This is a genomic window from Fundicoccus sp. Sow4_F4 (assembly GCF_052116145.1).
In the GTDB taxonomy this organism is placed as follows: Bacteria; Bacillota; Bacilli; order Lactobacillales; family Aerococcaceae; genus Fundicoccus.
This window is the reverse complement of the sequence record NZ_JBQKLQ010000008.1, coordinates 126,449-148,464: the sequence shown is the minus strand read 5'-3', so window position 1 is coordinate 148,464 and position 22,016 is coordinate 126,449. Positions and strand designations below refer to the sequence as shown.

The window sequence follows — 22,016 nt, the reverse complement described above, 5'->3', positions numbered from 1 at the left end:
ATACACCTGTTCCCATGCCGAACACAGCAGTTAAGCTTCTTAGCGCCGATGGTAGTTGGACCTTTGGTCCTGTGAGAGTAGGACGTTGCCACGCAAGTGTTGTATGTTATTAGACAACAATTCAGTTTTAATTTTGAATCCCTTTAGTTGTTCATTCGACTAAAGGTTTTTTTGTATTTTCATTGAAAATTTGGTGGCTCTTATGTTTTATCCTAACATCCCGTACTCCTAACGAGACGAGATGTTTAGACTGAGTTGTTCATATAACGTTTCTTGTTTTTAGGAGGATTTCGCCGATTATCTTACTAAAGGATGAGTGGATGAAACATTCAACGTGATTAAATGCTTTCAACACTTCATCCAACTTATAGTCTTTAAACAGATTTGCCTGCTCAATACGATGTTCTAGTTCTGGTGCTAAAATTAAGGCGAGGTATCGGACAAAGAGTTTACCTTCCAATCCAGGTTGCGATGACATTCTCAAGCGACGCATGTTTAACCTAACTTTTAGATTCATGAAGGCCTTCTCCACTTGATCTTTATCACGGTAATGGCGCAACACTTGGGCACGCGTCATGCGACTATTGGATAATAGAACGAAGTAGCACGCATACGTTAACTTTTCTTCTACTGCTTCTTCTTTAATCTTGACTAAGACCCCACTTTCAATTCGTTTAGTTATCTTAGAGAGGCATAATCATTTGTAAAAATAACTTTTAAGTCGTCTGTTAAACTGACTTGTTTCACGAATTGCGCTAAAACATCCGTCGCACCATAGAACGCGTTGGATTTCTGCTAAAGGAGGCAAAGGCCTCACGTCAGATTTTTTCTTTGTTATCTGGCCATCGCTTTGTACCACTTCTTCTGTCTCGGGTTTTAGTTCCCAATCAGTTTTCGCTTAGCTCGCGATTGTTTTTTTGGATCTCAATAAGACATCGATTCATACAGATGCGTTTGTCCACTGCGTTTATCGTGTTGTTTAATAATAGTGGGTTGTTTTTCTTTTGACATTTTTTCTCACCTCGTTATGATGATATTAATAACACATAACGAAGTTTTTGGAAACAAAACGTGTTGCTAAAGATGATAATATCAATCTTTAGCACAGGATTAATCGTTATGAGTCTCGGGAGTTCAGGGGTTATAGTTTGTTGATATTCATGTAAGTATATTGACTTTTTTTATATAGTTGCAACTTTGAATGCGTTGTGGATATATTTTGTGATATAATTTACAAAATGGTATTTTTTAATACCCGAAATATTTATTAAGGAAGGCGAATGGTTAATGAATCGTGAAGATATAGACAAGGAAATTGGTAGGTGTAAAGATTCAGTTGATACAGCTGACAAGCAAGCCACCATTGATAATCAGACTGTTAAAAGTAAACGAATAAGTGAAGACGCTACTGATTTAGATGGATTAACTATCGCTGAAAAGTTTAAAAGTGCAGATACTTATAAAGCTAATGCGGGAACAGATAAAAGACTAATTAAAAGCAAAAATATTCTACTGACTCTTATAGCAGTTATTGGAATTTCATTACTTATATTTATTTTATCTGGCTTACTTGGTGATTCAAAGGAACAAATCGCTCGTGCTGATGAAGCAGTAGAGGCTTTATTCATGGATGAACAACATATTTTTTTGAATCCCGAACTTTCAAAGTTTGATTTTGTGAAAGCCATAGAAGCGATTGATGATTTAAGTCATAAGAATCAATCGGTTTATAAAGAAAGTTATGAACAAGCTCAATTAATGTACGATGCAATCAATGAATTAAGCACTATTTATGAACAGGACGATTTAATCATACAAGGAAATCAGGTATTGCCTGCCGATGAATTACTTGTTCGTGCATCTGTTACGCAAAGTTTACTTGACGAAAAGCATGCAGCGTTCGAAGCTAATCAGAATCAACAGTTGAGTGATTTGTTATCAGCAGAAATTAAGTCTTTGTATCAGTACGCTGATTCAGTTGTAGCATATACCGAAATTGCTCAGACTTCCATTAATAATTTACCCAAAAGTATAAAAAATCGTTCACAATTATTGGATGTTATAAATGCAATACAGGCGGTTGAATTACAATTAACAGACTATAGTAAACAACCAAAAGTAGTAGAGTTATATGAACAACTTCAATCTTACGCAAATAAGGTAGGAGATATCATTGTGAGTGGCTTAGAAATGGGAGAGTATGATTCGACTTTTTGGGAAGAAGTTTATTGGACAGATACGTTAGTTTATTACTTTGAAGGGGAAATACAAGTGAGTGAAAAACTTATTTCTTTAACGTTCGACGATGGGCCGAATGAGGAATTTACGACACAGTTATTAGATGTTTTATCTAAACATGACGTAAAGGCGACATTCTTTGTCATGGGAGCCTATGTTGATGAGTTCCCAGAAGTCGCCCGCCGAATTGTCTCTGATGGGCATACGATAGCGAATCATACTTATAATCATCCCGATTTAAGTACAGTGTCCGATGAAGAGGTTGTCAAGCAATTTATATGGACACAAGAATCAATTCATGATGTCACAGGAGTATGGCCCACTATTTATCGTTTACCTTTTGGAGCAGGTGGTAAAAGAGTAATTGATTTAATGGATGATATGACATCGATCTTATGGAATATAGATTCGATGGACTGGTATTACCAAGATACGACATTAACTTACAATCATATTATGGAGAACTTACAGCCGAATTCTTTATTATTGATGCATGATACCCATCAAGCGACACCGGATGTCATTGATTTGTTAATTCCAGTATTAAAAGATCAAGGGTATGAATTTGTCGCACCTACGGAAGTTGGCTTTGATCTGCGTTATTATACGGAACAATAGATAAATATTAAAACCTTTACTTAAGAGTAGAGGTTTTATTTTTTTTATTAAAAGAGTCAAAGTGCTATACTAAAAGTGAATAACGAAATAAATCAGGAGGCAAGATAATGAAAAAATTGTTAATTACTGGAGCTGCAGGTACAATTGGCCAGGCTATCACCAAGCATTTAGAAGGGGATTATCATTTAACTTTAGTCGATCGTAACTTTGATGATTATCCTGAAAATTTAGCACTCGATGCAGTAAAAATAGCAATTGATTTGGATAATAGCGAGGCTTGGGAGGGCTTGTTAGAGGATATTGAGTACATTGTTCATCTTGCGGGTAATCCCGATGCCTTTGCCAAATTTGAAGAAGTGTGGCAACCTAACTTCATTATTCCTAAGCTGTTATTTGAATATGCAGAACAAGCGAGCAAGCTAAAAAGAATAGTATTTGCGAGTTCTGTGCATGCGGTAGATGGCTATCCAGAAGGTAAAGAAATACAGGTCAATGATCCAACCAGACCTGATGGTTATTATGGTATTTCGAAATTATATATGGAATCAGTTGCAAATTATTATGCTTATCAAAAAGGAATAGAAGCGATTGGTATTCGAATCGGTAATTATTCGACAACCGGTTCAAAGTTTTCTAAGGAAATTAATCTAAATGGTTTGGCTGAAATTATTACAGAAAATGACTTCAATCATTTGCTTGATTGTTGTTTAAACACAGAGTTGTCAGAACCTTTTCTAATTGTTAATGGAATATCAAACAATAGCTTCAATCGTTTAGAAATCGAATCATTGAAAACTTTAATTGGCTATGAACCTAAAGATAATGCTTTCGACATGGCTGAAGTGGAGATACAAAAGAATGAGCCAACCGTTTAGAAGTTGACAATTAAGCATAAAAACCGAACGGTAGATGTTTGTTTTATATGATAGTTTCGTTAGAAGCACTTAGAGCTGTTTTTTTCTTCTCTTTAGTCTGATAAACTGAGTTTATTAAGTATTGTGACGCAGGAGGATAAAAATGATTGTAAGTGAAAAGATTAAATCAATGTTAGAAAGTGTGCCTTATTTAAAAGAAGTGGCTGACACAAAGCGGGTATTTTTAAGTAATACATCTAAACCTAATTTTAAGGAAGCGGATCAAAGAACAAAGTTTACTAAGCAAGATATAAGAGATGCTGAGGATCGTTTAGCTCGTTTTGCACCCTATATTATGGAAGCATTTCCTGAAACGGTAGAGGCTAAGGGTTTGATTGAATCTAAATTAAGCTCGATTGATGAAATAAAAGATGAATTAGAATCTTATTATCAAACCAAAATTGATGGACATTTATGGCTAAAACGTGATGATTTACTTCCTATTGCGGGTACAATCAAGGCGCGAGGAGCCATTTATGAAGTTCTGAAGCATGCAGAAGCCCTTGCCTTAGAGCAGGGAATGTTAAGTTCAGAGACAGATGATTATACTAAATTTGCTAGTCAAGCTTTTAAAGATTTCTTCTCTAACTACCGTATTGTTGTAGGAACGACCGGTAATCTAGGAATTAGTGTAGGGGTCATGGGTGCTAAACTTGGCTTTGAAGTAACGGTTCATATGTCAGTTGAAGCAAAAGAATGGAAGAAAAACTTATTACGTTCACGTGGCGTTAAAGTCGTGGAGCATGAAACAAACTTTACACAAGCCGTTCAGATGGGGCGTAGCCAATCGCTACAAGACGAGACGTCCTACTTTATAGATGATGAATTCTCAGAGGAACTTTTCCTAGGGTATACGGTCGCGGGTAATCGTCTGCAAGAACAATTAAGTCAAATGGATATCCAAGTCGATGAGGACCACCCACTATTCGTCTACCTACCTTGCGGTATTGGAGGGAGTCCAGGAGGAATCACTTTCGGTTTGAAGCAAGTGTACGGTGACAATGTTCATTGCTTTTTCGCAGAACCTACTCAAATGCCGTCGATGTTAATTGGCTTAATGACCAAAGAGTATGATCAAGTGTCGATTGAGGATTTTAATATTGATGGCAGCTTAACAAATATGGATGGTTTAGCCGTTCCAAGAACATCGGGCTTTGTGGCAAAATTAATGCATGACTTTTTTGATGGCGGGTATACCGTTTCTGAAAAAGACAATTTTACATTCTTAAGAAAATTAGTTGATATAAAAGAGATTGCGTTAGAGCCGGCAGCTGTCGTCGGAGTGACCGGCCCCGCCCGTTTGTTTAGTAGTGTTCAGGGGCAAGCTTATATTAAAGAAAAAGGCTTGGAAAACAAAATGAAAGAGGCAAATCACATATCGTGGGCAACCGGAGGAAGTATGGTGCCAGAAGCTGATCGCCGAGCGTTTTATAATGCAGTCGAGCAATATTTATAACCAATACTGAAGAAGTTTTTGTGATGAGAAGGATAATGAGATAAATAGATAATCTATTAACGGAAATTTTGTCGCCAGTTCCGGTAAAGACGCCTTATTAAGACAGTATTTATTAGAAGCTTCCAAAGCAATGGAAGCTGTGGATAACTGTTACTGTTATTTCGTTGGTGTGAATGAAGAAGAACCTGACGCTGTTTATATGCATGAATTGTGGGAGAATCAAGCGGCTCACCGTGCTTCATTAGAACTCGATGTGTTTAAAAATTTAATCGAAAAAGCAAAACCATTGATTGTTACAATGAGTAATGATCCGGTCTTAATAATAATCGAAGGGAAGGCTTCATTCTAGTAAACTATAACACCTTGGCGCATTCATTTTTAGAATGTCCAAGGTGTTATAGTTGCATTATGCAGGTTTGACCTTGACGAATTATGAGTAACTTGTCAGTAAATCTTTAGAAAATTGACGATCAATTAGCAACATAACTGCTAAAGAAAGATCATAACAATGATAAAAAGCGGTTTGATTGAATTTGCTTTTTTCTGCAACAATATAGGTTTTTCCTGTGTTTTCTAATATAAAACGCTCGATAATTCCTTCATCAGTATTCGCATTGTAAAGGTTATTCTGATGAATGGCGTTGACCCTAATAAAGGACTTATCAACATGAATGTCTCGTAATATCGTGCGAGTAATACTGCCAAAAAAGCTCCTGTAAAAGGGTGGTAATTACCCCCTATTAATATGAGCTCAAAACGAGAGTCGAATTGAAATTTATTAAACACTAAGATGGAGGAATCTATGCTGAATTGTTCCAACACACTCTAGAGTGTGCTAATGAAGCAGATATCGTGTTAATGTCAACTGAAAAATGGACCACCTTGCTATTGAAAAATGGTCCATTTGGCTGGTTGTTTATTAATTAATTAACTGATTCATCCATTCGCTAGTTTGCTTAATCCGGTAGCTATCACCTCGCATATCAACGACATGTGCTTGATAGGCTAAGCGATCAACTAAAGCCCCAGTTAAGGTTGGATCTTTAAAACACTCTTGCCAACGATCAAAGGTAAGGTTTGTGGTAATTAAAAGAGAACCACGATCATTGCGGTTAGATAATAAATTAAAGAGTAATTCAGCTCCTGCTTCGTCAAAAGATAGATAACCTAACTCATCGACAATCACGAGATCAACTCGTTCAAACCTTCGTTTAAAACGCATAAATTGACTTTGACTCACTGCTTCCTTTAATTGAATCACAAGGTTTGGGGCATTCACAAAAAGTACTTGATAACCTTTTAGACAAGCTTCGATACCTATCCCGATACTAAAGTGAGTTTTGCCAGTTCCTGGGTTGCCTATTAAAATGCCGTTTTCTTTAGCCTCTATAAATTGAAGTGTTTTTAATTCACGTAATTGTTGCCGCGTCTTATCTTCAAACACTAGATCATCAAAATCCATCAAGTATTTTTTCTGGTGAAACTTCGCTTGTTTGATACGTCGTTCGCAACTTCTATTGCGTCGATCTTCTACTTCCGCATTCAATAATTCTGTTAAAGCTTCCTCAAAAGTCAAATTTCGATGGTTCGCTTGCGTAAGATGCTCTTGAAACTGAGTCTTTGTATACGCTAGTTTAAGCTCCTTTGCTGCCACTTCTATACTTAACATGACGTCACCTCTAATCCATAAAGTTTGTTTAACCGTTGAAGATTTGATTCTACTTCTAGAATGACCTGATTACGCTCAAACCCATTTGTAATAGGTTGTTTCAATGAAGCTCGTTTCAATTGTTTTAGTAATTCCTGATGAGATAATTGTTTAAACTTGGAGAGCTGTTCTATAAAAAACTTGGCGTTTCCTTTATAATGTTGGTAGTAGAGGGTTTCGAGATCGGGATTGTTTTTTAGAGCTTTTGAATGCTTTAAAGCACCTGGTTTCTTCATCAACGTCTTGAGGTAGTGGTATATGTCAAGCTGATATTGATGAGAGCCCTCTATTTTTTGATGCCGACAAACTTCTTCATGGTTTGCGTAGATTAATAAGTATTCCGCGTATTCTTTTACTTGTACTTGATGCTGGACGAGATAGTCTGGAACTGAATAATGGTTGGTTTTAAATTGAATGGTTGAATATTTATTGACCCGACATTGATGAACGGTTGCGACTTCGTAAGGCGGACGGTAAGCAAGTAGGGATCCCCTTTCGACCTTAATTTGGCTAGTTTGATTTAATTGAATTAACCCCTGACTTAGATAGTCTCTCGCTGCCTCTAAGTTTTGAAACTGATAAACTTTACTGAAGATAGCTCGTCGTACTGATTTGACACGTCCTTCTACAGTGCCTTTTTCATTCCCACTGAAACAATTAGTCACATTGATGTCAAAGCCGTAATATAAGGACAGTTTAAGCAAGGATTCATTTAATTCCTTTTCATTCTTGCCAATAAAACGGGTGACGACGTTGCGCATATTATCATAGACTACTTCTCGGTAGACACCCCCAACTAACTCAAAGAACTGCACATGTGCTTCCTGAAAGACTGCTTGTTTTTGATTAGTATAAAGATAAGCCCAATGAAAACCAGAGGCTGGACAGGCCAAAACAGCTAAATAATAAGTACCTACTTTGCCTGCAACTTCTAACTTCACTTCACCAAAGTCAAATTCTACTCGATGTCCTAAGGGGTATTCTTGACGAATATAAGCTTCTCTTGTTTTTTCTTTTAATTTTGACCAGTAGTGCGCCACTGTACGATACCCAATTGAATGTCCTGCGTCAGTAATGAGTTCATGGACTGCTTTAGCGGTAAGCGCTTGTTTGTGAGAGCCTAGCCGTCTATTTTTGATTTTCTCTTGTTGATAAATATCTCGCATTAACTGATCAACTTCTGGCGTGAACGTACGAGTCGTTCGGTTTTTCGTATTATACTGATGAGAGCTAACCACTTGATGCGTTGCTTCTTCTAGCTCTTTTTCTGACTGAGAGTGTATGACTGCCTCTAATCCCTCCTGATAACGATGACAAATTTTACTGACTGTTTTCCGATCCACGTCCAACCTTTGAGCTATCTTTCGAAAAGAAACCCCATCTCGATACAAATTAATGATTTCATACTGCTTCATAAAAGTAATCACTCCTAATTGCCTCCAAATATAAATGATTTATACTTAAAAGCATAAAAATAAGTGGACCATTTTTCAATAGCAACTTGCCACTGAAATGGACCACTTTTAGATTACAACAAACATATCGCGTTAATGACGTATTATGGGCTCGAGCAATTTGGAAGCTTTCAGTCGATGGATTTATATCGGGTGGTCAATAAGCGCTGTCAAATGATTGCAAATTAAAGGTCGCGAAAGCATTCAAAATTTAAATGAAGTCATTCAAAGAACTACGACCTCATGGACAAGCCAGATTGAATATTAAGATGAAATATAGGAGTTTGAAAGTATATGTGATTTAACTACAGATGAATTAGTCTCATTAGACGCTGAAATTATAACGCGTGAAATTAAACAGCAATCAGAATGATGGCAAGAAGCGGTAACTCACCTGAAAGTGAAGCCGCTGTAGATGACGATAAAAACCTTATGATTTTACAGCCGTCTACATCAAACGATTAAGGTTTCGCTACGACAGGGAGTTTTATACGCATACCTTTGACAGCTCTTTTAACGTTTGACATGACAAATAATACTGACGAAGAAGATTATGTAAAATCAGTAATAAAGATGGCAAGTACAGTCTTTTCTAGAGAGGTTTAAGTAATCGTGAAAACTGACGTTGACCGCGTGATAGATTGGGGTTCTGGAAGTTTTTAGGGCTTGCTCGAGAAGCTCAACTTAAAATTTTAGAATTGACCGCTGGTAAAGTAACGACTGTTTTCGACTCTTCAATGCTTTCGTCATGGTCCAACATCTTTTATCAGTGAAAAGTCACTTATTTTCGTTTTTGTCTCAAATGATGAGTATACGAGACAATATGATTTAGATATTATATCTGAAGTAACAGGTGATCAACTAGCCGCTTTAGTTTTACCTGTTCAAGTTGAACAAATAGATCAGATGGCCATGAACGGTTTTAACATCACGCAAGGACAAAAACATGTGCCAGATGCTTACCTTGTTCTGCCATATATAATCTTATGACAAACGGTGGCTTTATTGTCTGCGATTAAAGTGAGGAATATACCAGAAAATCCTTCTCCCACAGGAACGGTGACCCGTGGGGTAAAAGGTGTAACCATTCATGAGCAAAATAATGGTTGTAAGACTAATGGACCCGTTGGGATTGATTTTTCATAATCAGTCCCAACGGATTTGTTTGCTTAACTTGTACTTGGAATTATCTTATGCTATGATGGCTTCAACACACAAGGGGTGCAATATGCTGAGATGGGACTTGCCCGAACTCTAATAACCTGATTAAGTTAACACTTACGTAGGGATGTGGTTTATTTCATATATATATTATGGTGGATAAACTTGTCTATTTCTATGTTTGCGCATTTGTGTGAAAAGAATAGGGAGGTTTTTTTTGTATGTCAAATTGTAGTTTAGCTATTCAAATTTTACCACAGCAAACGGATCAAGCAACAGTTCTTAATACGGTCGATAAGGTAATCGACTATTTGAGAGTGAATGCTAAAAGTATTGAGGTAAGTGCTTTTGAAACCACTATTGAGGGTGAATTTGATGAATTGATGGCTATATTAAAAGGTGCGATTGAAGTAGCCGGTTCACACCATCACAAAATTTTTACAAACGTTAAAATTAGCTATGACGCAGAGGGGCAAGTGTTGGGTATCGATGAAAAAGTATCAAAACATCGCCAATAAATATGCAGGATTAATTTTTGGACTGACGCTAATTTTACTTTGGGAGTTTAGCGGATACATGGGGTGGCTACCACGATTCATCATTCCCACTCCAAGTCAGATAATTACAGCATTAGTTAATGATCGTGCCAATCTTTGGGACAACAGCCGAGTGACGTTATTACAAGCCTTTATTGGTTTAGGAATCGGAATTGTTTTGGCTTTTATATTAGCAATTGTAATGGATTTAATCGAATGGTTAAATCGAGCACTTTATCCAATGTTAATTGTGACTCAAACGATACCGACGGTTGCTATCGCACCCATATTAGTATTGTTACTAGGTTATGATATGACACCTAAAATTGTTTTGGTTGTTTTAACCACACTGTTTCCAATTATTATTAGTATTTTAAATGGATTTGCTAATAGTGATCAAGACGCTGTTCGCTTGTTGCAATTAATGGGAGCAAATTCATGGCAAGTTCTTTTACATGTCAAATTACCCAATAGTTTGTCATATTTTTTTAGTGGGTTACGTGTCAGTGTTTCCTATGCTTTTGTCAGTTCAGTCGTAGCTGAATGGCTGGGGGGCTTTGAAGGCTTAGGAGTTTACATGATTCAAACTAAAAAAGCATTTGCTTATGACAAAATGTTCGCAGTTATTGTTCTAATTTCGTTAATTAGTCTGTTTTTTATGTGGGTTGTTTCGCTTTTAGAAAGAGTGTTTATCCCATGGATGTATAGAGAACGTAAGATAAGATTTTAAGGGAGCTATCATAAATGAAAAAAATGTTTAATCTACTTGTACAATCAGTTATTACATTAAGTTTATTATTCTCAATTAGCCAGGTAACACTTGTATCTGCTGTCGCTGAAAATGACTCTGTCGATTTCATTTTAGACTGGGTACCCAATACCAACCATACTGGTTTATATGTAGCAGTTGAAAAAGGCTATTTTACAGAAGCAGGCGTAGATGTCACAATTAGACGACCACCAGAAGGTAGTACAACCGAATTAGTCGGTTTAGGCCAAGCAGAATTTGGTATTAGTTTCCAAGATTCAATTGCATCGCGTTTTGCGGGTGGTTTACCAGTAACAGCTGTCGCGGCTATTCTAGAACACAATACGTCAGGAGTCATTTCAAATGAAGCTGCTGAAATTAAAGCACCTCAAGATTTAACTGACAAAAGTTATGGTACTTGGAATGACCCAATTGAATTAGCAATGATTAAATTTTTGGTGAATCAAGAAGGTGGAAATTATGACGCTGTCAAATTAGTACCTAACCAAGCAGATAATTCTGTGGTAGGTCTAGCCAACGAGATGTTTGACTCTGCATGGATTTATTATGCATGGGATGGAATAATGGCTGACTATCAAGAGGTAGCAAGTAATTTCTTTTACTTCGCAGATTATGCTGAAGCATTAGATTTTTACTCACCCATTATAATTGCTAATAATGATTATTTGTCACAGCAAGGAGATCAAGCGACGAAAGTCATTCAAGCGATTAAAAAAGGCTATCAGTATGCTATGGAGCATCCAGAAGAATCGGCTGAGATTCTAATCAAAAATGCACCAGAATTGGAGAGCCAAAAAGACATGGTGCTCGCTTCTCAAATATGGATTAGTGAGCAATATGCAGAAGAACCATCACAATGGGGACATATAGACGAATCAAGATGGAATCAATTTTATAAGTGGTTATATGAAAATGATTTAGTTGAGGTTGATTTGACACTAGGTAACTATTTTACAAATGAATATTTAGAGGATTAACGTGTTAACTATTCAAAAAATTAATTATCAATTCGAACATCATTCTGTTTTACATGATGTGAATATGACTGTCAAACCACAACAGACTGTTGGTATTCTAGGAACAAGTGGTGTAGGTAAAACAACGTTATTTAATTTGATCGCCAGTAATTTAGAATTGCAATCTGGTAGCATCACAATAGATGGGACTGATCAAATAAAAGGGAAAATAAGCTATATGCTACAAAAGGATATGCTTTTCCAACATAAATCAGTCATTGAAAATATTATGTTACCCTTGCTTATTCAAGGCTATTCAAAAGAAGAGTCGCGTTTAAGATCAGAAAATTTATTAAAAGAGTTTGAATTAGAAAAATGGGCAAACTATTATCCTAGCTCATTAAGTGGTGGGATGCGTCAGAGAATTGCTTTTTTAAGAACGATTAACTTTGGGCGAGAATGGTTGTTACTCGACGAAGCCTTTGGAGCTTTGGATGCTATCACTCGTCGGCAAATGCATCGTTGGTTTCATGGAGTTAAAAGTAAAATGAATTGGTCAACTTTATTGATCACACATGATGTAGAAGAAGCCTTAATTCTTTGCGATAAAATTTATGTGCTGAAAGGTCAACCAGGTGAAGTAGTATTAACACTTGACGTGGACTTAGCTAAGGAAGATTTTGAAGAGATTATTTTTAGTCCAGTCTTTCTTGAATATAAGCGTATTTTACTAGATGCTTTAGAAAACTAAGATCCTTGATTTTTTTCATAGATTACCTGTTATAATCTATTTAACAATAAAATTATAACAAGGCGGTGTTCAAATGAAACGATTGATGAATGCGATGATGTCATTGTGTATTTTCACAGTCACATTTTTAAGCAAAGAAATCCTAGAGCGGACAGACTTAGTGGATGTCAAAGAGAGTATTTGGCAAGAATATTTATTATTCTTACTGATATACTTGCTTGTCTATCTCTTTGTCAAATTGCTTCAATTCACTGTCAAAGGGTTGAGGAACAAAGGAGCACGTGCAAATCATAAAGTAAAACAGTAGTGTTAAAAGTTATATTATGAGGTTATATACATGACGAGATGTCATAGACTTGAACTTGAAGTGTAAAGGACAATAATAAAATGTAGGAAAAGCGCAAAATAAAGTTGTCGCTTTTCCTACATTTTTTTAATTACCCAACGTATAACATTTTCCGAGTTTCACAGTGTGACAAGCTATCAAAGAGGAGGAATCTGTTAACACACGAATTATGATTGACATATCTAATCATGATTTGGCTAGGTTCTCATAAGCAAGTTGGCGAAAAATAAATGTCTCGAATACAATATTTCGTTGTTTCTTGAGTCGTATCGATTTCTAAATCCAAGTGTTTCAAGGAATAGCTTTTATAAGTAGCTAAGAACTTTATTAAAACTCATCCGTTTGATTCATTATGAGCAGAAATTATATTAAATAGTTTCATTCCAATTTTCCAAACAGGCAGTCCTGTTAAATAAACCTACCCTCTAAAGCACTTCCCAATTGCTTGTAAACGAGAAGAGACACTTTAAAAGATAAAGTGAGAGCTTCAAGAATCTCCTTAAAAGACAATTCGTCTAAAACGTTTTAAGGCAGATAAAGCTACTTTACTATAAGGTGGGAATTGTTGAGGTAAGCTAAAGGGCATTTTTTTTTGATATAAAGTTCGTTGGTAGGTGAAGGTTTTAAAACTGGCCTCACCATGATAATTACCTAAGCCACTTTGCCCTTTACCACCAAATGGTGTATTAGGACTAGTCACATGCACCATTAATTGATTAATACTCAAAGCTCCGCTTTCTAGTCGCTCTTGTACATACTGAACCATCTTCTTATTTTTAGTAAAGAGATAGATTACTAACGGAACAGGTCGTGTCTGGTATTGCTTAATCACATCATCAATCGAATCGTAGGGAATAATCGGTAAAATTGGACCGAAAATTTCCTCCTCAGCCAATGCACTCCCTTCTTTGACATCAGTCATTAAAGTGGGAGCCATAAAGCGCGTTGCTTCATCTATTTCTCCGCCGTAGTACACTTGGCCATCCTTTAAAAAACGTGTTAAATTTGCTAAATGCTGTTTATGTACAATTCGCCCATAGTCAGGTGACTTGATAGGGGTATCGCCATAAAAATCAACGATCTGTTGCTTGGCTTGTTCTAAAAATTGTTGATAGAATAAACGTGGTACGAAGATGGTGTCGGGAGCAATGCAAGTTTGTCCAACATTCAAAAATTTACTCCATATAATATGTTTAATCGTCTCTTCATTCATAGTTGTTTCGTCAATAATACAAGGATTTTTGCCACCAAGCTCTAAAGCAACTGGAGTTAAATGCTTTGCCGCCGCTTGATAGACTTTCGCTCCGATTTGCGGACTTCCTGTAAAAAACACAAAATCCCATTCCATATCAGTTAAAGTTTTCGCAACATCAGCGTCGCCCTCAACGACATAAAGTAAATCCGGATCCAGATACTGTGGCACAAGCTCAGCTAGTAACCGACTGACAGCTGGAGCAGACTCAGAGGGTTTCAAGACAGCCCCATTACCTGCGGCAAGTGCTCCAATCACAGGGCCCAGTGCGAGTTGTAAAGGATAATTCCAAGGTGAAAGTATTAGTACACTTCCAAATGGCTCTGCAGTGACGCTTGTTTTTTCTGCACCACTAATTAATAATCGATGTTTGACAACCGGCTTCATCCATTTAGCCAAGTGTTTTATGGTATCCTCTAATTCATTTAGTAAAAAGGCTATCTCAGTTGCATAAGCTTCTAAAAGGGGTTTGTCTAAGTCTTCTTTTAAAGCCAAAAGCCAACGATCTTCATGATCAACTAGTAGTCTCCTTATCTGGTTTAACGCGTCAAGACGTAAAGATAAACCGCGACTGCCGAGCGTTCGACTACGCAATCTTTGCATCTTTTGAACAGTTTCCAATACATTGGGCATAAATGTTTTTGTCATGTTTACTCCACTCCTTTATTATTGAATTCATTTGTCACTTATTTTTAAGAATATTACCATGATATTATTGCCACATTGGGGCAATATAGTGTCACAACTTAGTTTGATTGTTCTTTCAATCGCTTACAATGAATCATGTAAGTGACACTTCATGGTGGATTGACCCCCTGATGTTTCTTTTGTTTAGAAAGGTCGGCATACATTGAGATCTGATGGAGGACAGTCTGATTTTACATATACATTACGTTACCTATAGGCTTGTTTACTATGCGTTCGGCTAAGTTTGTCAGCCTTATTCTTTCTAGTGTGTCAAAGGTTTTGTTTTCTATTATTTTATAATCTAATGCTGTAAAAGATTTGTCAGGACTGTTAATTAGATTGACAGAGGTTTAATGTTTTCATTACCTAGAAATATTCAAGTCTGATTAATTTTTAAGACATTAGCCTAGCCTATCATTAGCTTCAAGAGTAAATGATGGCTATCAATCACAGTGTTGAACAACTTTCAGAGTCTTTTGAAAAAATAAAATATGATGGCCTCGTTGAGGATGTGTTTTATTCAGAAACAAGTGAAAGTAAAGTTCAGAGCAGGCGGTTTAAATTGTATTTCTAATCGAGTAAGCTCGAATGAATTTTGACACAGTAAGTCATATGTTAATATGTTATTAAGTGATGCGTCTGAGTTTCTTTAATCTTACTTGGCGCTACTGTGCTTGTAAAGAATTAGCTATCGAAAAAACTAAGCGCTTGTATTTAAAAAATTTAGAATAGAAAATACATTATACGATAGCGATGATATTAATGTGCAGCGCGCAATACTTATCATATAATAGGCTAAAGCGGTCAAATGAAATACAATGATGAAACGAAAGATAAAGGGAATCGTTGTAGGAATTGATATGACTGCTTTTTACCCAGCGCAGTTCGAGTGTCTAAAGTATATCAAGTTTAATTTTATGAGAAAAAATTTTAACTGGTAGGAAAAGAACATGTGTTAAAAGGCTGGCTGACGATTTGACGTCGTTTACACTTTGAAAGAGAGGCAAACCAGGATCGAGAAGTAGTTGAACTAGTAAATAAAAATCCAGAGGGAAGTATTCCATGACGCTTTATTCGCTTATGGGAGGAAGTGGTCCAAAACTTTCATGCGAGCATTGAGAAGTTTTAGGAAAGGATTGATTAAGTTGATGGGGGTGTCGCTTACCGTTTGATTAGCTGCAAGCTTTTATCACAGAATAATGGACAGTATCTCTTCAAACCATTATGATTGCTTAAAGAGATGAACTTTTGTAATACATTTAAAAACGCTTTAACTAATTAAAGAAGCAAAGCAAGGATTAAAGAAAAGGGGATGAAATGGACGATACAATTTTTGATAGTCTATTAGACGAACAGTTATGCTTTCGCTTGTATAGGGCCTCTAGTGGCATAGGAAAACTATATTCTCAAACACTGATACCGGTTGAATTAACTTTTTCTCAGTATTTGGTTTTGTTGGCTTTATGGGATGGGGTAGCGATTTCTGACATCGCTGCTCGGACTGGAATGGGCATAGGAACACTGAATCCAATTCTAAAGCGTATGACGGAAAATGGTTGGATTAAACGTCAAACACCTGAAACTGATAAACGAATGCGGTTAATTTTCTTAACAGAGAAAGCTTATGGACATAAGGCTACTATTAATAAATCAATTTTAACGCATTTAGCAGCATGTGATTTTGCAGGGCTGAACTTACTAGAATTAATGAAACAATTAGACTTACTCCAAAAACAATTAGACGCTATTAATCACAAGTTCTGATGTCATCACTCAATAATATGGAGGTGTTGAAATGAAAATGGAAACGAAAACTAAAGCGTGGATTAATCTAGGTTTGTTATTACTGACAATTTTTGTTAACTTTCTTGGAGGAACTGGACAGATTAACGGAACATCTCAAGCGGAAGTTTCAGATACTTACCACACGCTTATCACACCAGCTGGTTTTACATTCAGTATTTGGAGTGTCATTTATAGTCTGTTAATTATAAGCATGATTACAATGGTAGTTAAGCATAAGGATCACTATTACAGTAAAGTCATTGAGCGAATTACCCCATTTCTCTGGTTATCCTATCTTAGCAATATGATTTGGATTGTATTGTTTTCTTATCAATTAATCGGCTTATCTACACTGTTTATTTTTGCTTATTTATTTAGTTTAAGTATTATGATGATGCGATTGAAACAAATAAATCAAAAGCGTGAGTGGCTTATTCCTTTAACGATTGGTTTAAACACAGGTTGGCTATTTATTGCGTCTGTTGTCAATGTAGCGGCTTTTCTCGTTCAAATAAACTGGGGTGGTTGGGGGCTAACAGATAGTAACTGGGCAACTATTTTAATGGTTGTTGCGGCTTTATTCACATTTCTTGTGCTATTTATTGTAAAGAATGCATCGTTTCCATTACCGATAGCATGGGCCTTTTTCGGTATTTTTATGGAACTTAACACAAGTGGAAGCGATGCGTTCTTAGGAATCGTTGCGATTGTCTGTCTGATTTTTTCACTTTTAATTTCGTTCTTTACTTTCTATCAGAATCAAAAGAGTATTTATCCTGTTAAATACGATTAAAGTAAAGAGAAAATTATATTAAATGGAAACAAAAACGAGCGGAAATATTGAGGTAACACTCAATATTTCCGCTCGTTTAATTTTATATTCTCTTTTTTAAGTTTGTCTTGCTGTTGGTCCTATTGTGTAAAACGTGCGACTTAAATGGATGGTCTGATGCTTGCTTGTAAAGGCGTTCTGAGTCTTTGTGCTACAACTATGCTGAGACAAACTTTTAGGATATCACCTGGTAAGAAAGGCAACATGCCGGCCATTAATACTTGAGGTAGGGTCATTTGAGCACCTAGGACAACATTGAGTATAAAGCTCATGTAACTTAGTCCGATTGAATACAAAACGAGTGTTGCAACTAATGAGGCGATGAGATAATGAGGTAAACTTGGTTGGTTTTTCTTTTCAAGAAAGCGAGCCATGACTGTGGCTGCTGGGATGAAACCTATGGCAAAGCCAAAAGCAGGGCTTAAAAATGATTGGATACCACCTGAACCATTCGCAAAGACTGGAAATCCTATTAGTCCTAATAGAAGGTAAGCACTAGTGACGATGAAAGCATGTTTGCTAGGCAAAATCATACCAATCAATAGAACCGCAAATGTTTGTAAAGTAATCGGAATTGGTCCAATCGGAATGGATAGTTGTGAACTGATCGCCAGAATTGCAATCATTAAAGCTGATAATGTAATATCTCTAGTTTTCATCTTGGGTATCCTCCTGAGTGTCTGCTTGTTGGGCGAATTGCTTACTTGAAAAATGTACTTCTTGACCAATGAGTGTCTCTAATTGTCCGTTGGTCTGGCGAACGAGCAAATGGCCGTCCGTATCGATTCCTTCAATTATTCCGCGGTGCTTTTCTTTATTAATAAGATAGGTCACCTCTTGATTTAATCCCAATAAGTGATCTCGGTAAATAGATAGGAAATCTGGGGCTAATAAATCTAAATGGTAACGACCAAAATAATTCAGAAAAGTTTTCAAAAATTGATTGGGATTAAAACTCTCAGGTAGAGACTCACCAAAAAGTGTGCCGGCCACGTCTTGAACATCTTGCGATGCGGCTGAAAAATCACCTGATAAATTTATGCCGATTCCAATAACAATGGCTGAAAAACCGCCTGTTTCTAAGTCAGTGACTGCTTCTGAAAGAATGCCAGAAATTTTTCGTCCGTTATAAAATAAATCATTAACCCACTTAATCTTGATGTTTTTATCTGTGAGTGCTTCGATTGCTTGAACAACGGCTGTTGCTGCTGCAATTGTATAACGTGGCACATCTTGTGGGTCATCAACTTTAGGTCTAATGGTTAATGAAAAATATAGACCTTTTGATAAATCAGAATGGAAATTGCGCCCCCTTCGACCGCGGCCTTGCGTTTGTTTTTCGGCAATGAATAGTCCGTTTTGCCCCCTGTTTGTAATATTAAATTGTTTAGCCAAATCGTTGGTAGAGGTTACCTCTTTATGATTTTCAATGTACAAGCCTTCCCACATTTCATCAATCTGATGAAGAATTTGTTCGGGATCTAACTGATGACTCATCCCTTTTAACTGATACCCCGTGTTTCCTTGACTAACTATTTGATAGCCTTTTTGACGAAGAATCTCAATCGCTTTCCAAACCGCATTGCGAGAGACTGAAAATTCATCTGCTAAAGCTTGGCCGGATATTGGCTGATTTTGATGCGACATAAGATACTCTAATACTAATTTTTGTACGCTCATCGATTCATTTCTCCTGATCTTTTCTTCTTGTTAGACTAAAAATAACAGAATGACGCTTATTCGTCAACCTAAATTAAATTAAAGGTGACAACGCAGGCTGTATTTTTTATGTTTCTGTTAGACTGTGCTAAACTATGATTAAATTAACGGAGGTGTTATTTTTGCTATTTACACAAGATGCTACTTACTACGCACAACAAATACGAGCTGGAATCGTATCAAGTGAATTACTAGTGCAAAGGTCACTCGAGAATATAGAGACATTCAATCCAATTTTAAATGCGGTAACAATCGTTGAAAAAGAGCGTGCCATTAAACGAGCTCTAGAAATGGATCAAGCATTCGAAGCAATGGCTAAAGAGGATCAACTTGCCCTACCGCTTTTTTATGGTGTGCCGATTCTCTTGAAAGATTTGGGGCAAAATCAAGCCGGGGTATTAAGCACAAGTGGCGCTCGTTTGACACAGAATGATGTTCCCAGTCAAACCGATTTGTTTGTCAGTAAAATTGAAGCTGCTGGTTTTGTAGTGGTAGGGCGAACGAATACTCCAGAGTTTGGTTTTAAGAACATTAGTGATTCTGAGTTGCATGGTGTTGTTAGTTCGCCTCTAGATTTGAAACGAAATCCAGGTGGTTCAAGTGGAGGTGCGGCTGCTGCTTTAAAGGCAGGTTTAGTACCAATTGTCACTGCCAGTGATGGAGGTGGCTCGATTAGAATTCCTGCGAGCTTTACAGGACTAATTGGCTTAAAGCCTTCACGAGGTCGCATACCAGTAGGTCCTAATGGTTACAGAGGTTGGCAAGGAGCTTCGGTGAACTTTGCTTTGACTAAGTCAGTAAGAGATACGTTTAACCTGTTAAAAGCTTTACAAGTTGAGCAATTAGAAGCACCCTTTAGTTTGCCAATGATTCAAACAGAAACATTAAGTATTCCTAAACGTCCATTAAAAATCGCTTTTACACTGACCTCTCCAATCCAAACGAAAGTCAGCATTGAAGCAGAATCAGCTGTCAAACAAGCAGTTAAGTACTTAGAAGATCTGGGGCATCATCTAGTTGAAGCTAAACCTGAAGTAGACGGTGTGAAAGCTATGGAGAGTTACTATCAAATGAACGGTGTAGAAACAGCGGCGATGATGAAAAGGATTGAACAAGCTTTAGGAAGACAAGTAGGTAAAGATGATATGGAGTTGATGAGTTGGGCATTATATCGTTCAGGCTTATCAATTACAGGTGTCGATTTTACAGAAGCACTATCGTATTGGGATTATTTAACCGTTATGTCAGAACATTTTTTTGAAAGTCAACAAATTGATTTGTTGTTGATGCCAGCGACAAACAACATTGCACCTTTACAAGAAGAATTCAGTTTGACACAAGCAGTCAAAAAAAATCTGTCCAATATCGATGATTTTAAGCCGGCTGAACAACAGGAAATGATTTGGGAGATGTTTGAGAAGTCTTTAGCGTATACTCCTTTTACACAGCAACAGAACTTAACGGGGCAACCTGCCATTAGTTTGCCTATTTATGAAACAGAAAATAAGATGCCTTTAGGAGTACAACTGTCCGCTAGAAAAGGCCAAGAAATAACACTGTTAGAAATTGCATTTGAACTGGAAAAAGCAAATGCATTGCACAGCGAAATTGTTTCGATTTCTCCTCATTCGTGATAAACTGAAAAAAACTGAGGAGTGGGGATATGAGTCATCATAAAAATGGGAAACCTCTAAAAAAAAGCGGCTTCGGTATTATCATTGGATTAATCGTCGGTATTGTCATTGGTTTAGCCATGAAGAATATAGGCGTAGGAATCGCGATTGGAATTGCGATTGGTGTAGGTATGTCAGGTATCAGAAAATAATAAAAAGCATTTATAGGCCAGTCACTGTGACGTAGCCTATAAATGCTTTATTTTTATTCAAATTCTTCTGGCCCAAGATAGTCGTCATGATAAGCGATTCCACTTTCTATACAGCGACGGAGTACTTCTTCTAATTCTTCACGGCTGCCTTTAAAATCAGACACAGGAAAAGATTCATGAAACGCATCGAAATATTGCTTCAATAGTTCATTCATCATTATCATCTCCTTAATGAGGACATACGTAGAGACAAACAAATACTGATGTTTAGACAGATGTAACTAAGCCACTTTCTTTCTTTTATTATAGCATATATCGTACCAAGCTAAAACTTCGAAGACTTGTTTGCATGAAGCCAGCGACGATGATAATCAATGGCCAATACTAGAAAAGCACTGCCCAATGAATAGCCACCTAACACATCACTTGGGTAATGAACGCCTAAATATAAACGGCTAATACCCATTAAAAGAACAAAAATAACAGTTAAACCCATTAGGCTTTGTTTTACTTGGGATGACTTATTCTGTGAGAAATAATAGATTAAATAAGCGAGTGCTCCGAAATAAATGACAGCTCCCATAGCATGTCCACTTGGAAAAGAGTGACCTTCTTGTTCGATTAAGTGAGTCAATTCAGGACGAACTCTTTGGAAAACATTTTTTACTAAGCTGTTCAAAACAGCTGCTCCTAAAAAGACAGTCAGGATATACCACAGTGTGCTTTTCCAATCGCGTTGAATGACTAAAACAAGCACTGCGATAGCCAACACAATGAGGGCAACGGACATTGGGTTACCAATTGTAGTAAAAGCTATTACTATTTTTGTTAATAAGTCGCTCCCACGATTGTAAAACAAACTGCCGATTGATGTGTCAAACACTTGTAAAATATAGCTGTCAAAGATTCCCATCACGCAAAGAATCAGAAAAGGAATCACTAAAACAAAACTCAGCAAGAGAGTATGCTTAAAACTTCTGTAATAGGGATTTGTCTCCATTTACTAGCC

The 22,016-nt window shown here is 36.8% G+C and carries 21 protein-coding genes, 1 rRNA gene, 1 pseudogene and 1 riboswitch; of the genes and pseudogenes, 15 read left to right on the top strand and 8 right to left on the bottom strand.

Features of this window, described 5'->3' with window-relative positions:
• The 5 genes from rrf to ACTQ5J_RS11660 form a co-directional block, all read left to right on the top strand.
• Positions 1 to 94, top strand: a 5S ribosomal RNA gene (gene rrf, locus ACTQ5J_RS11680); the annotation flags it as partial.
• Between the two features lie 1,193 nt (positions 95 to 1,287).
• Positions 1,288 to 2,856, top strand: coding sequence for a polysaccharide deacetylase family protein (locus ACTQ5J_RS11675; RefSeq protein WP_441753166.1), 1,569 nt, complete (start codon positions 1,288 to 1,290; stop codon positions 2,854 to 2,856).
• Positions 2,857 to 2,963: 107 nt separating this feature from the next.
• Positions 2,964 to 3,731 carry an NAD-dependent epimerase/dehydratase family protein gene (locus ACTQ5J_RS11670; protein WP_441753165.1) on the top strand — a complete coding sequence of 256 codons (768 nt, stop codon included), beginning with the start codon at positions 2,964 to 2,966 and terminating at the stop codon, positions 3,729 to 3,731.
• Positions 3,732 to 3,873: 142 nt separating this feature from the next.
• On the top strand, positions 3,874 to 5,226 hold the full coding sequence (locus ACTQ5J_RS11665) for a D-serine ammonia-lyase (RefSeq protein WP_441753163.1): 1,353 nt from the start codon (positions 3,874 to 3,876) through the stop codon (positions 5,224 to 5,226).
• Between the two features lie 55 nt (positions 5,227 to 5,281).
• On the top strand, positions 5,282 to 5,575 hold the full coding sequence (locus tag ACTQ5J_RS11660; protein WP_441753180.1) for a putative quinol monooxygenase: 294 nt from the start codon (positions 5,282 to 5,284) through the stop codon (positions 5,573 to 5,575).
• A gap of 81 nt (positions 5,576 to 5,656) precedes the next feature.
• On the opposite strand, the pseudogene ACTQ5J_RS11655 reads toward ACTQ5J_RS11660, so the two are convergent.
• The 3 genes and pseudogenes from ACTQ5J_RS11655 to istA form a co-directional block, all read right to left on the bottom strand.
• Positions 5,657 to 5,929 (bottom strand): annotated as a pseudogene (locus tag ACTQ5J_RS11655) (DeoR/GlpR family DNA-binding transcription regulator); the annotation flags it as partial.
• Between the two features lie 216 nt (positions 5,930 to 6,145).
• On the bottom strand, positions 6,146 to 6,895 hold the full coding sequence (gene istB, locus ACTQ5J_RS11650; RefSeq protein ID WP_441753162.1) for an IS21-like element helper ATPase IstB: 750 nt from the start codon (positions 6,893 to 6,895) through the stop codon (positions 6,146 to 6,148).
• Positions 6,889 to 8,349 carry an IS21 family transposase gene (istA, locus tag ACTQ5J_RS11645; protein WP_441753160.1) on the bottom strand — a complete coding sequence of 487 codons (1,461 nt, stop codon included), beginning with the start codon at positions 8,347 to 8,349 and terminating at the stop codon, positions 6,889 to 6,891. Before istA ends, istB begins: the two co-directional genes overlap by 7 nt.
• Positions 8,350 to 9,393: 1,044 nt before the next feature.
• Here istA and ACTQ5J_RS11640 point away from each other — a divergent pair.
• The 6 genes from ACTQ5J_RS11640 to ACTQ5J_RS11615 all read left to right on the top strand — a co-directional run bounded on the left by ACTQ5J_RS11640 (position 9,394) and on the right by ACTQ5J_RS11615 (position 12,868).
• The gene (locus ACTQ5J_RS11640) at positions 9,394 to 9,534 is read left to right on the top strand and encodes a hypothetical protein (protein ID WP_441753158.1); all 141 of its coding nucleotides are present in this window, start codon (positions 9,394 to 9,396) and stop codon (positions 9,532 to 9,534) included.
• A gap of 61 nt (positions 9,535 to 9,595) precedes the next feature.
• A riboswitch (TPP riboswitch) is annotated at positions 9,596 to 9,694 on the top strand.
• A 76-nt stretch (positions 9,695 to 9,770) separates the two neighbouring features.
• Positions 9,771 to 10,067, top strand: coding sequence for a thiamine-binding protein (locus ACTQ5J_RS11635; protein WP_441753156.1), 297 nt, complete (start codon positions 9,771 to 9,773; stop codon positions 10,065 to 10,067).
• Positions 10,039 to 10,815 (top strand): ABC transporter permease, encoded by a 777-nt coding sequence (locus tag ACTQ5J_RS11630; protein ID WP_441753155.1) that lies wholly within the window; start codon positions 10,039 to 10,041, stop codon positions 10,813 to 10,815. Before ACTQ5J_RS11635 ends, ACTQ5J_RS11630 begins: the two co-directional genes overlap by 29 nt.
• 14 nt (positions 10,816 to 10,829) lie before the next feature.
• Positions 10,830 to 11,831, top strand: coding sequence for an ABC transporter substrate-binding protein (locus ACTQ5J_RS11625; protein ID WP_441753154.1), 1,002 nt, complete (start codon positions 10,830 to 10,832; stop codon positions 11,829 to 11,831).
• Between the two features lies 1 nt (position 11,832).
• Complete coding sequence (locus ACTQ5J_RS11620; RefSeq protein ID WP_441753152.1) at positions 11,833 to 12,561, top strand: ABC transporter ATP-binding protein; 729 nt, start codon at positions 11,833 to 11,835, stop codon at positions 12,559 to 12,561.
• 73 nt (positions 12,562 to 12,634) lie between these two features.
• Entirely contained in the window at positions 12,635 to 12,868 is a 234-nt protein-coding gene (locus ACTQ5J_RS11615) for a hypothetical protein (protein ID WP_441753151.1), read from the top strand.
• A 538-nt stretch (positions 12,869 to 13,406) separates the two neighbouring features.
• Here ACTQ5J_RS11615 and ACTQ5J_RS11610 read toward each other — a convergent pair.
• On the bottom strand, positions 13,407 to 14,807 hold the full coding sequence (locus tag ACTQ5J_RS11610; RefSeq protein WP_441753149.1) for an aldehyde dehydrogenase family protein: 1,401 nt from the start codon (positions 14,805 to 14,807) through the stop codon (positions 13,407 to 13,409).
• Positions 14,808 to 16,163: 1,356 nt separating this feature from the next.
• On the opposite strand from ACTQ5J_RS11610, the gene ACTQ5J_RS11605 reads away from it, so the two are divergent.
• Both ACTQ5J_RS11605 and ACTQ5J_RS11600 read left to right on the top strand, forming a co-directional pair.
• The gene (locus ACTQ5J_RS11605; RefSeq protein ID WP_441753147.1) at positions 16,164 to 16,610 is read left to right on the top strand and encodes a MarR family winged helix-turn-helix transcriptional regulator; all 447 of its coding nucleotides are present in this window, start codon (positions 16,164 to 16,166) and stop codon (positions 16,608 to 16,610) included.
• 31 nt (positions 16,611 to 16,641) lie between these two features.
• Positions 16,642 to 17,424 carry a tryptophan-rich sensory protein gene (locus tag ACTQ5J_RS11600; RefSeq protein WP_441753145.1) on the top strand — a complete coding sequence of 261 codons (783 nt, stop codon included), beginning with the start codon at positions 16,642 to 16,644 and terminating at the stop codon, positions 17,422 to 17,424.
• Between the two features lie 140 nt (positions 17,425 to 17,564).
• On the opposite strand, the gene ACTQ5J_RS11595 is transcribed toward ACTQ5J_RS11600, so the two are convergent.
• Entirely contained in the window at positions 17,565 to 18,122 is a 558-nt protein-coding gene (locus ACTQ5J_RS11595) for a biotin transporter BioY (RefSeq protein WP_441753143.1), read from the bottom strand.
• On the bottom strand, positions 18,112 to 19,143 hold the full coding sequence (locus ACTQ5J_RS11590) for a biotin--[acetyl-CoA-carboxylase] ligase (protein ID WP_441753141.1): 1,032 nt from the start codon (positions 19,141 to 19,143) through the stop codon (positions 18,112 to 18,114). Before ACTQ5J_RS11590 ends, ACTQ5J_RS11595 begins: the two co-directional genes overlap by 11 nt.
• 161 nt (positions 19,144 to 19,304) lie before the next feature.
• Here ACTQ5J_RS11590 and ACTQ5J_RS11585 point away from each other — a divergent pair, with 161 nt between their 5' ends.
• The gene (locus ACTQ5J_RS11585) at positions 19,305 to 20,816 is read left to right on the top strand and encodes an amidase (RefSeq protein ID WP_441753139.1); all 1,512 of its coding nucleotides are present in this window, start codon (positions 19,305 to 19,307) and stop codon (positions 20,814 to 20,816) included.
• A 29-nt stretch (positions 20,817 to 20,845) separates the two neighbouring features.
• A complete protein-coding gene (locus ACTQ5J_RS11580) occupies positions 20,846 to 21,007 on the top strand; it encodes a hypothetical protein (RefSeq protein WP_441753137.1) in 162 nt (53 codons plus the stop codon).
• A 53-nt stretch (positions 21,008 to 21,060) separates the two neighbouring features.
• Here ACTQ5J_RS11580 and ACTQ5J_RS11575 read toward each other — a convergent pair whose 3' ends face one another.
• Positions 21,061 to 21,225 carry a hypothetical protein gene (locus tag ACTQ5J_RS11575; protein WP_441753135.1) on the bottom strand — a complete coding sequence of 55 codons (165 nt, stop codon included), beginning with the start codon at positions 21,223 to 21,225 and terminating at the stop codon, positions 21,061 to 21,063.
• Positions 21,226 to 21,332: 107 nt separating this feature from the next.
• Entirely contained in the window at positions 21,333 to 22,007 is a 675-nt protein-coding gene (locus ACTQ5J_RS11570) for a phosphatase PAP2 family protein (protein WP_441753134.1), read from the bottom strand.
• Between the last annotated feature and the right edge of the window lie 9 nt (positions 22,008 to 22,016).

Excerpts from the sequence above, each read along its gene's own strand:
- ACTQ5J_RS11675 (WP_441753166.1), top strand. The coding sequence starts at position 1,288 with ATGAATCGTGAAGATATAGACAAGGAAATTGGTAGGTGTAAAGATTCA.
- ACTQ5J_RS11670 (WP_441753165.1), top strand. The coding sequence starts at position 2,964 with ATGAAAAAATTGTTAATTACTGGAGCTGCAGGTACAATTGGCCAGGCT.
- ACTQ5J_RS11665 (WP_441753163.1), top strand. The coding sequence starts at position 3,874 with ATGATTGTAAGTGAAAAGATTAAATCAATGTTAGAAAGTGTGCCTTAT.
- istB (WP_441753162.1), bottom strand. The coding sequence starts at position 6,895 with ATGTTAAGTATAGAAGTGGCAGCAAAGGAGCTTAAACTAGCGTATACA.
- istA (WP_441753160.1), bottom strand. The coding sequence starts at position 8,349 with ATGAAGCAGTATGAAATCATTAATTTGTATCGAGATGGGGTTTCTTTT.
- ACTQ5J_RS11635 (WP_441753156.1), top strand. The coding sequence starts at position 9,771 with ATGTCAAATTGTAGTTTAGCTATTCAAATTTTACCACAGCAAACGGAT.
- ACTQ5J_RS11630 (WP_441753155.1), top strand. The coding sequence starts at position 10,039 with ATGAAAAAGTATCAAAACATCGCCAATAAATATGCAGGATTAATTTTT.
- ACTQ5J_RS11625 (WP_441753154.1), top strand. The coding sequence starts at position 10,830 with ATGAAAAAAATGTTTAATCTACTTGTACAATCAGTTATTACATTAAGT.
- ACTQ5J_RS11615 (WP_441753151.1), top strand. The coding sequence starts at position 12,635 with ATGAAACGATTGATGAATGCGATGATGTCATTGTGTATTTTCACAGTC.
- ACTQ5J_RS11610 (WP_441753149.1), bottom strand. The coding sequence starts at position 14,807 with ATGACAAAAACATTTATGCCCAATGTATTGGAAACTGTTCAAAAGATG.
- ACTQ5J_RS11605 (WP_441753147.1), top strand. The coding sequence starts at position 16,164 with ATGGACGATACAATTTTTGATAGTCTATTAGACGAACAGTTATGCTTT.
- ACTQ5J_RS11600 (WP_441753145.1), top strand. The coding sequence starts at position 16,642 with ATGAAAATGGAAACGAAAACTAAAGCGTGGATTAATCTAGGTTTGTTA.
- ACTQ5J_RS11595 (WP_441753143.1), bottom strand. The coding sequence starts at position 18,122 with ATGAAAACTAGAGATATTACATTATCAGCTTTAATGATTGCAATTCTG.
- ACTQ5J_RS11590 (WP_441753141.1), bottom strand. The coding sequence starts at position 19,143 with ATGAGCGTACAAAAATTAGTATTAGAGTATCTTATGTCGCATCAAAAT.
- ACTQ5J_RS11580 (WP_441753137.1), top strand. The coding sequence starts at position 20,846 with ATGAGTCATCATAAAAATGGGAAACCTCTAAAAAAAAGCGGCTTCGGT.
- ACTQ5J_RS11575 (WP_441753135.1), bottom strand. The coding sequence starts at position 21,225 with ATGATGAATGAACTATTGAAGCAATATTTCGATGCGTTTCATGAATCT.
- ACTQ5J_RS11570 (WP_441753134.1), bottom strand. The coding sequence starts at position 22,007 with ATGGAGACAAATCCCTATTACAGAAGTTTTAAGCATACTCTCTTGCTG.